Origin of the sequence: Micromonospora sp. WMMD975 (assembly GCF_029581215.1) — a bacterium.
Taxonomy (GTDB): domain Bacteria; phylum Actinomycetota; class Actinomycetes; order Mycobacteriales; family Micromonosporaceae; genus Micromonospora.
In genome coordinates this window covers 1,061,981-1,071,511 of the sequence record NZ_CP120739.1, presented here as the reverse complement: position 1 = coordinate 1,071,511, position 9,531 = coordinate 1,061,981, and the positions used below count along the sequence as shown (strand labels likewise).

General features: G+C 71.8%; 6 protein-coding genes. 1 reads left to right on the top strand and 5 read right to left on the bottom strand.

The genetic code is table 11. The annotated features are described in order from the left end of the window. Position 1: 1 nt before the first annotated feature. The 4 genes from O7613_RS04855 to O7613_RS04840 form a co-directional block, all read right to left on the bottom strand. Positions 2–646, bottom strand: a complete 645-nt coding sequence (locus O7613_RS04855; RefSeq protein ID WP_281583996.1) for a response regulator transcription factor — start codon at positions 644–646, stop codon at positions 2–4. Next, positions 637–1,845 carry a histidine kinase gene (locus O7613_RS04850; RefSeq protein ID WP_282292375.1) on the bottom strand — a complete coding sequence of 403 codons (1,209 nt, stop codon included), beginning with the start codon at positions 1,843–1,845 and terminating at the stop codon, positions 637–639. The genes O7613_RS04855 and O7613_RS04850 overlap by 10 nt, the downstream gene beginning before the upstream one ends. Then, the gene (locus tag O7613_RS04845) at positions 1,838–2,665 is read right to left on the bottom strand and encodes a DedA family protein (protein ID WP_281583998.1); all 828 of its coding nucleotides are present in this window, start codon (positions 2,663–2,665) and stop codon (positions 1,838–1,840) included. The genes O7613_RS04850 and O7613_RS04845 overlap by 8 nt, the downstream gene beginning before the upstream one ends. A gap of 219 nt (positions 2,666–2,884) precedes the next feature. Beyond that, positions 2,885–3,460, bottom strand: coding sequence for a winged helix-turn-helix domain-containing protein (locus tag O7613_RS04840; RefSeq protein ID WP_282292374.1), 576 nt, complete (start codon positions 3,458–3,460; stop codon positions 2,885–2,887). Between the two features lie 248 nt (positions 3,461–3,708). Here O7613_RS04840 and O7613_RS04835 point away from each other — a divergent pair, with 248 nt between their 5' ends. After that, positions 3,709–8,109 (top strand): S8 family serine peptidase, encoded by a 4,401-nt coding sequence (locus tag O7613_RS04835; RefSeq protein ID WP_282292372.1) that lies wholly within the window; start codon positions 3,709–3,711, stop codon positions 8,107–8,109. Between the two features lie 539 nt (positions 8,110–8,648). On the opposite strand, the gene O7613_RS04830 is transcribed toward O7613_RS04835, so the two are convergent. Next, positions 8,649–9,410 (bottom strand): winged helix-turn-helix domain-containing protein, encoded by a 762-nt coding sequence (locus O7613_RS04830; protein WP_282292370.1) that lies wholly within the window; start codon positions 9,408–9,410, stop codon positions 8,649–8,651. Between the last annotated feature and the right edge of the window lie 121 nt (positions 9,411–9,531).

Here is a 9,531-nt window from a genome sequence, read left to right as displayed (position 1 = left end):
GTCAGGATCCGAGGTAGCGCAGGATCGCCAGCACCCGGCGGCTGTACCCGATGGCGTCGGAGAGGTCGAGCTTGTCGAAGATGGCGTTGACGTGCTTCTCCACCGCGCTCTGCGAGACGTGCAGCCGCTGGGCGACGGCGGCGTTGGTGTGGCCCTGCGCCATGTGGTGCAACACGTCGCGTTCTCGTGGGGTGAGACGGCTGAGCGGATCGGTGCGGCTCGTGCCCGACATGAGCTGCCGCACCACCTCCGGGTCGAGTGCGGTGGCGCCGGCGGCGACCCGGTCGAGCGCGTCGAGGAAGTCCTCGACCTGGGCGACGCGGTCCTTCAACACGTACCCGACGCCCTCGGAGCGGTCGGCGAGCAACTGCGCGGCATAGCGCTTCTCGACGTACTGGGACAAGACCAGCACCGCGACGGTGGGGAACTCGCGGCGGATCTCCAGCGCGGCCCGCAGCCCGTCGTCGCTGTTGGTGGGCGGCATCCGCACATCCGTGACCACCACCTCGGGACGGTGCCGCGCGACGGCGGAAACCAGGTCGTCGGCGTCGCCCACCGCGGCCACCACCTCGTGCCCCTCATCGACCAGCAACCGGGTGAGCCCGTCCCGGAGCAGCGTCGAGTCCTCGGCCAGGACTATCCGCACGGGAGCGTCGCCCGGATCGTGGTCGGACCGCCCGGCGGGCTGGACACGTCGAGGTTGCCGTCGAGAGCCGCGGCCCGCCGGGCGAGGCCACGCAGCCCGCTGCCGGCGGGATCGGCCCCGCCCCGGCCGTCGTCACGGACCCACATGTCCACTCCCCCGTCCCCGGCCCTGATCTCGATGTCGATCACGGAAGCGCCGGCGTGCTTCGCCGCGTTGGTGATCGCCTCGCAGGCGATGAAGTAGAGCACGGCCTCGACCGGACGCGGCGGGCGGTCGGGCAGTGCGTGGCTGATCCGCACCGGGATCGGCGTGCGCCGGGCCACCATGGTCAGCACCTCGTCCAGCGGGCTGTGGTCGAGCGCGGACGGATAGACCTGCCAGGCCACCTCCCGCAGCTCGTCGAGGGCCCACTGCACGTCGGCGTGCGCCTGGTCCAGCAGTGCCCGCGCCCGGTCCGGGTCGCGGCTACGTCGCGCGCGACCCAAAAGCATGCCGAGCGCGACGAGACGCTGTTGCACGCCGTCGTGCAGGTCCCGCTCGATCCGGCGGCGCTCCGCGTCGACCGCCGCCATGACGCCGGCCCGGCTCTCGGTCAGCTCGTCGATCCGGCGCCGCAGCGCGTCTTCGCCGTCGGGCTCCAGCATCCGCCGTGCGAGATGCCGATCCAGCGCGCCGACGCTGGCGACCGCCTGGAGGTTCACCAGGAGCAGGCCCGCCCCGATCACGACTTGCAGCAGCAGATCGGGCGCGGCGACGCCGCCGGACCCGACGGCACGGAGGAGAACGGCCGCGAGCATCACGCCCACGGCCAGCACCCCGACGGTGAGCGCACCGAGCAGGCCCGGCACGACCCGCAGCGCGAGGTAGCCGACGGCCCGCCGGCCGGTGGCGCGCAGCGGGGCGGGCGCCGGACGGTTCGCGGCCCAGGCCAGCCGCCGCCGCTCCCACCAGGCCGCCACCGGGGCGTACCGGAGGACGGCGGCGAGGACGCGGCGGCGCAGCGCCGGAACCGGCACGGTCAGGGCCAGCAGCAGGCCGGCCGCGACCAGGATCGCCACCTCGACGGCGGCGGAGACGACACCGGCGGCGACGCCGAGCACGGGCCGCGCCCACCGGCCGATCCGCACGCCTCCGGTCGGCGCCCCGGTCACCACCATCCGCCCCTCCCCGCCGGCCTGCCGGTGCCGCCGCTCACCCATCCTCCCCCAGGTGACCCCGGCTGCGGTACACCGTGCCGGATCGCACCGGCAGGCCCGGTCCGCCGACTCCGTCCGGCTCCGGTCGACGGCGGGCGTGTCCGGGGAGGGTACGGCATGAGCCACCCGGAGTCGGATCACCGGCGACCTCCGCGGCGACCGGACGTCGCCGCTGCCGGAGCAGGCCGGACACCACGAGCGCGCCGAGCACCAGCGCGCAGACGACGATGACGACGTTCTGGAGGGCGCCCGCCCATTCCTCGACCACGTGCCAGTTGGCGCCGAGCTGGTAGCCGGCGAGCACGAACACGGTGTTCCAGACGAGACTGCCGAGCGTGGTGTAGAACAGGAACCTGCCGATCGGCATCCGTTCCACGCCGGCCGGGACGGAGATCAGGCTCCGGAAGATCGGAATCATGCGCCCGAAGAACACGGTCGCCGTGCCGTGCCGGGCGAACCACGCCTCGGTCCGGTCGAGGTCGCTCAGCTTGACCAGCGGGAGTCGCCGGACGACGGCCCGTACCCGGTCCCGGCCGAGCACCACGCCGACCTGGTAGAGGGCCACCGCGCCGACGACCGAGCCGAGCGTGGTCCAGGCGATCGCGGCGAACAGGCTCATCCGACCCTGGCTGGCGGCGAAGCCGGCCAGCGGCAGGATCACCTCGCTCGGGATCGGCGGGAACAGGTTCTCCAGCGCCACCGCCAGCCCGGCGCCGGGAGCGCCGAGGCGCTCGACCAGGTCGGTCGCGAATCCGGCCAGGCCGCCGGTGTCACCGGGCGTCGGCGCGGCGGAGGGGGTCGTGAGGTGCCATGAATCGATCATGTCCCCGACGCTATGGCTGTGGCGGGGCCTGGACCATGAGGGTGAACGCACGCCTGAGCGGGCCGACCGGACCGCGACCCTGGGGTTTTCCGCACCCCCGGTCAGGGCGCCTCGTCGCCGTGCTTCTCCTCCTGCGCCAGCACCGCGTCGCGGCGCTGCGGGTCGGTGTGCTCGGCCAGTGCGGCGGCGAGGCGCGGGTCGGCGGAGAGCCGCTCGCCGTCAGCCCTCGCGCACGCGGGGGCGGCGGTGGTCGGTCAGCCGCAGCCCGACGCCGCGTACCGCGACGACCGTAACGCCGGTGCCCAGCTCGTCGAGCTTGCGGCGGAGCCGTTTGACCAGGGACTGCACGTCGGCCCGGCGCTGCGTCGGCGTGTCGTGCCAGACCGCGCGGTGCAGCTCGGCGTAGCTCCACACCCGTACCGGCTCGGTGGTCAGGCAGGTCAGCAGATCGCGTTCCAGCCGGGTGAGGGCGACCTGCCGGTCCCCCCAGCGGGCGGTGGACCGGCCGACGTCGATCACCAGCGCGCCGTCGGCCGGCGACGCGGGGGTGTTAGGCGGGGGCCCCGCCACCTCCGAATGCGTTAACGGGGGCCCCCGCCTAACATCCCCCGTGGGGGCGATCAGCTCGCGCAGCTCGTCCAGGTCGGCGACCAGCAGCAACGGCGCCACGCCGTCCAGCAGCTCGGTGAGCCGCAGCCGCTCGGCCGGGGACGGCGTCACGCCGATGACAAGCGAGAACGGCCGCTCCGCCGGATCGGCGCCGGCAGGCGTCGCGTTCGGGTCGTCCGCTGTCACCGCGCCCCCACCGTGACAATGACTGTCAAACAGGCCCCGACCTGTTGGTGACAAGTTGCTTACTTACGGTCATTGATCGCCCTCTGCTGTCGATCATAGTGTCCACACAGGTGACCGGCGTAGACCCGCACGGCGCCTAGGGGGCCTGGGGGGTTCGTTTCAAACCGGTGTGACCAGTCGGGAGCGCAGTCTCCTGGTCCTTCTGTCATGGCTCGACCATCCGCGGGTCATCCGAGGAGGCAGCACCGATGCTGAGACGTCCACACAGAAGGGGTCCGGCCGCGCGGCTGGTGAGCGCGGGCGCCGCACTGGTCCTCGCCGCTACCGCCCTGGCCGCCACCGGCTCCCCCGCGTCGGCGCAGGCCGGCGCGGGCACCGGCGCGACCGCCGGCGACAAGATCCGCCCCGAACTCACCCGCCAGCTTGAGGGCAAGAGCGAAGGCGACTTCTGGATCCACTTCGCCGGTCGGGCCGACCTGGGCAAGGCCGCCTCGGTCAAGGACTGGAACCAGCGTGGCACGGCGGTCGCCGCGGCGCTGAAGAAGACCGCCGCCGACAGCCAGGCGAAGATCCGCGCCGAACTGGACCGCGCGGGCACCAGATACCAGACGTTCTGGGCCACCAACGCCATCAAGGTCAGCGGCGGCTCCCTCACCATGGCGCAGAACTTCGCCGCCCACGCCGAGGTGGACGGCATCTACGCCCCGGTCGAATACCAGCTTCCGAAGACCACGCCGGGCGCCGCCGAGAAGTCGACGAACGCCCTGGAGTGGGGCATCGCCAACATCAACGCCGACGACGTCTGGAACCAGTACGGCGTCAAGGGCGCCGGCATCACCGTCGCCAGCATCGACAGCGGCGTCCAGTTCGACCACCCGGCGCTGGTGAACGCCTACCGGGGCAACAACGGCGACGGCACCTTCGACCACAACTACAACTGGTACGACGCGGCCGGCGAGTGCGACGACGGGCCGTGCGACTCCGACGGGCACGGCACCCACACCATGGGCACCATGGCCGGCTCGGACGGCGCCAACCAGATCGGCGTCGCCCCCGACGTCAAGTGGATCGCCGCGAACGGGTGCTGCCCGACCGACGCCGCGCTGATCTCGTCGGGACAGTGGATGCTGGAACCCACCGACCTCGACGGGGAGAACCCGGACGCCAGCAAGCGGCCGAACATCATCAACAACTCGTGGGGCACCACCCAGCCCTCGAACGAGCCGTTCATGGAGGACGTCACCGACGCCTGGACCGCCTCCGGCATCTTCGGCGTCTGGTCCAACGGCAACAACGGCCCGTCGTGTCAGACCAGCGGGTCACCGGGCAGCCTGGCCAGCAACTACTCGGCCGGCGCGTACGACGTCAACAACAACATCGCCAGCTTCTCGTCCCGGGGCACCGGGCAGAGCGGCGAGATCAAGCCGAACATCTCGGCGCCCGGCGTCAACATCCGCTCCAGCGTGCCGGACAACTCGTACGCCAGCATCAGCGGCACCTCGATGGCGGCGCCGCACCTGGCCGGCGCGATCGCGCTGCTCTGGTCCGCGGCGCCCACCCTGGTCGGTGACGTCACGGCGACCCGCGCGCTGCTCAACGACACCGCGGTCGACAAGGCCGACACCCAGTGCGGCGGCACCACGGACGACAACAACGTCTACGGCGAGGGCCGCCTCGACGCGCTCGCGCTGCTCGCCGCCGCCCCGATCGGGGACAACGGCACGCTGGCCGGCAAGGTCACCGACGCGGCCGGCGCCCCGATCGCCGGCGCCACGGTCACCCTGACCGGCGCGGCGGACCGGACGCTCGTCACCGGCGCCGACGGCACGTACTCCTCGCTGCTGCCGGCCGGCGACTACCAGGTGGTGGTCGCGGCGTTCGGCTACGCGAGCCGCACGCTGACGGCGACGGTCACCACGAACACGACCACCACCCTGAACGTCACGCTGACCGCGGTGCCGAGCGTCACGGTCGGCGGGCAGGTCACCGACGGGTCCGGGCACGGCTGGCCGCTCTACGCGAAGGTGAGCGTCGAGGGCACGCCGATCTCCGACTACACCACGCCCACCAACGGCCGGTACAGCCTGAAGGTGCCCGCCGGTTCGACCTACCGGCTGAAGGTCGAGCCGCAGTACGCCGGCTACCTGACCGTCACCAAGGAGGTCACGGTCGGCTCGGGCAACCTCACCGCGAACATCGCGGTGCCGGCGAACCCGGAGGCGTGCACCACCGCGCCCGGCTACACCGTCAGCTCCGACGGCGTGTACGAGACGTTCGACGGCACCGGCGTGCCGGAGGGCTGGTCGGTGGTGGACAACGCCGCCTCCGGGCAGGTCTGGGAGTTCACCGACGCGGGTGAGCGCGGCAACCTGACCGGCGGCGACGGCAACTTCGCCATCATCGACAGCGACAACTACGGCAGCGGCGGCAAGCAGGACACCTCGCTCGTCAGCCCGGTGGTCGACCTGACCGGGGTGAGCGCTCCGGTGATCCGGTTCAACCAGGACTACAACTGGCTGAACAGCGACCGCGCGGACGTCGACCTGAGCCTCGACGGCGGCGACACCTGGAGCAACGTGCTCCGGCAGGCGGCCGACGTGCGCACCAAACTGACCGAGGTGCCGATCCCGCAGGCGGCCAACCAGTCGCAGGTGCGGGTGCGCTTCCACTACTACGACGCGAGCTGGGAATGGTGGTGGGAGGTCGACAACGTGCTGATCGGCAGCGGGCTCGTCTGCAAGCCGGTCGACGGCGGCCTGGTGCTCGGCCACGTCCGGGACGCCAACGACGACGGGTACGTCAACGGCGCCACCGTGACCAGCAAGGACCGTCCGGCGGAGAAGGCCACCACGGTCGCCACCCCGGACGACACCGAGCTGCCGGACGGCTTCTACTGGATGTTCTCGTCGCTGACCGGCACGCACCCGTTCACGGCGACCGCCGGCAACTACGTGAGTCAGACCAAGCAGGTGGACGTCGAGACGGACTGGGCCACCGCGGCCAGCTTCAGTCTCGCCGCCGGCCAACTGTCGGTGCAGCCGACGTCGCTGACGGGCACGGCCCGGATGCCCAGCGGCAAGGTCAGCAAGACGTTCACGGTGAAGAACACCGGCGGGGCGCCGGTGAACGTCGAGTTCTCCGAACGGGACGGCGGGTTCGTGCTGCAACGCGCGGACGGCTCGCAACTCTCCGAGCAGGCGCTGCTCGGCTCGACCGGCGCGGCGGCGCAGCGGCTGACCGCGGCCACGTCGTTCGCCGCCCGCCCCTCCGGCAAGTCGGCCACCTCGGCCGCCGCGCCGGCCGCTCCGCAGGCGGACCCCTGGACCACCATCCCGGGCTACCCGGCCAACGTGATGGACAACCGGGTCGTCACCGTCGACGGCAAGGTCTACTCCATCGGTGGCGGTGACGGCACCACGTCCAGCACCAAGAACTACCGCTACGACCCGGTCGCCCAGACCTGGTCCGCCATCGCCGACCTGCCCGGCGCGCGGACCGCGATGACGGTCGGCGTGATCGACGGCAAGATCGTCGCCAGCGGCGGCTGGGGGGCCTCCGGCCCGGACGGCACCACCTGGTCGTACGACCCGGCGGCGAACACCTGGACCGCCAAGGCGAACAACCCGGCGCCACGGTCGGCGGCCGGCCAGGCCGTCGCGGGCGGCAAGTTGTACGCGGTCGGCGGCTGCACCACGGCCAGTTGCCTGCCGATGTCCAACACGGTGGTCAGGTATGACCCGGGCGCGAACACCTGGGAGACCCTGCCGTCCTACCCGAAGTCGGTGGCGTTCCTGTCCTGCGGCGGGATCGACGGCATCGTCTACTGCACCGGCGGCAACGACGGGACGGTGTCGCAGAAGGCCGGCTACGCCTTCGACCCGGCCGCCAACGCCTGGACCGCCATCCCGGACGCGCCGGCCGACAACTGGGCCTCGTCGTACGCGGTGGCCAACGGCAAGCTCCTGGTCGTCGGCGGGTCGCAGGGCGGCGCCATCACCAACGCCGGATTCGCGTACGACCCGGCGACCAACTCCTGGGCGAACCTGCCCAACGCCAACACCCCCCGTTACCGGGGCGGCGCGGCCTGCGGGTTCTACAAGATCGGCGGTTCGTCGGGCAGCTTCACGGCCACCAAGGACAGCGAGGTCCTGCCCGGCTTCTCCGAGTGCTCGGAGGTCGCGGCGGACGTCAGCTGGCTCACCGTGGACAAGTCCAAGGTCACGCTGGCGCCCGGCGCGAAGGTCAAGGTCACGGTCGGCATGACCGCGAACGTCGACCAGCCGGGTACGTACTCGGCGACCGTCGCGATCAAGGAGGACACCCCGTACACGGTGGCGCCGGTGGCGGTCACCATGGTCGCGCAGCCGCCGAACACCTGGGCCAAGCTGTCCGGCACGGTCTCCGGCAAGAGTTGCCAGGGCGGCACCGCGCCACTGCCGGGCGCGACCGTCCAGGTCGACTCGTGGGCTAGTTCCTACACGTTCACCACGGACGCCGAGGGCAAGTACGCCTACTGGATGGACCGGCGCAACAACCCGCTCACGTTGATCGTCGCCAAGGACGGCTGGAAGCCCCAGACGCGCCAAACGAAGATCAATTCCGCCACGCCCACCGTGGAGGACTTCACCCTCGCCCCCACCCGCTGCTGACCCGTAGCGGCCGACAGGTCCGGCCCGCCCGGTGTTCCCCACCGGGCGGGCCGCTCCACGTCACCCCTTCCGCCCCCCGTCATCCGCGCAGCCCGCCCCGCCCCGCCCCGCCCTACATTGCCCTACCCTGCCCTGCCCCCGGCCTCGCCCTGTTCCCACCTGCCCTGCCCGCCCTGCCCTGCCCTGTTCCCGCCCTGCCTCGCCCTGCGCTGCCCTGCCTCGCCCCGCCTTGCCGATCATGGACTCTATGGCTCCGAAATGCGGCTCTTGCGACTTTTGCCACTTGCCACAACTACTTGATCGACGAAACCGGAGGAAGCAGCCCGTCGATCATGAAGTTAGTTGCACGCAGCGTCCGAATTGTCGTCATTAACTTCATGATCGACGGCGCGGGCGGGTCGCCCACCTTCCCGCCCGGTTCTCTTCGTTGATCAAGGAGTTTGCGTCGCGCGGGAGCGAATTCGGCTACCCAAACTCCTTCATCACGCCGGGGAGAGGTGCAGCGCGGGGCAGGACACCAACGCGGGGCAGGACACAGGTTAGGCGGGGGTCAGGCGGAAGCCGACGCCTCGGACGGCGTGGATCGTGGCGGCGGCGTCCAAGCGGCCCAGCTTGTGCCGGATACGGCGGACCACCGAGTGCATGTCGGAGCCCCGTCCGAGATGATCGTTGCCCCAGACCGCGCGGTGCAGTCGCGCGTACGTCCACACCCGGCCCGGAGTGCCGACGAGGCAGACCAGCAGGTCGTGCTCCAGCGGCGTCAACCCGATCTCCCGCTCCCGCCAGCGCAACACTCGCCGGTCGGAGTCGACGGCCAACTCCAGCCCCGGAAACTCGACCGGCGCGTCGGCGTCGGCAGCCGGGCCCCGCACACCGGAACGCGCGCCCAGGGCGTCGACGGACGCGGCAGTGGCGGCGACCGGCAAGCCAACCTCTACCGACGAGCCAACCTCTACCGACGAGCCAACCTCTACCGACGAGCCGGCATCCACCGACGAGCCAACATCCACCGGCAGAACAGCACCGGCCGGCGCGACAGCGTCGACGTCGGTCAAGGTTGCGGGCACCGCGGGCACCGGGGGCACCACGGGCACCGGCGGCACCGGGGGCACTGGGGGCACTGGGGGCACTGGGTGCACTGGGGGCGCCGGCGGACGGCGGACCAGGTCGAGGAAGCGGCGGGCCTGGTGCGCGCTGGAGACGATCAGGAACGTCTCGGTGCCGCCGAGCAGTTGGGCGAGCTGCCGGCGCTCGGTCGCCGAGGTCGCAATGCCGATGACCAAGGACGGGATCGCTGTCATCCGTTCCCACCTTTCCGGCAGGCTGGCGCAGCGCCCGGCAATTGCCCGCGCCATTGCTGACGCGGCGGATCGGGCCGCCCACCTACGCGGAGCACGCGGTGCGGAGCGCGGCCTGAGGCGT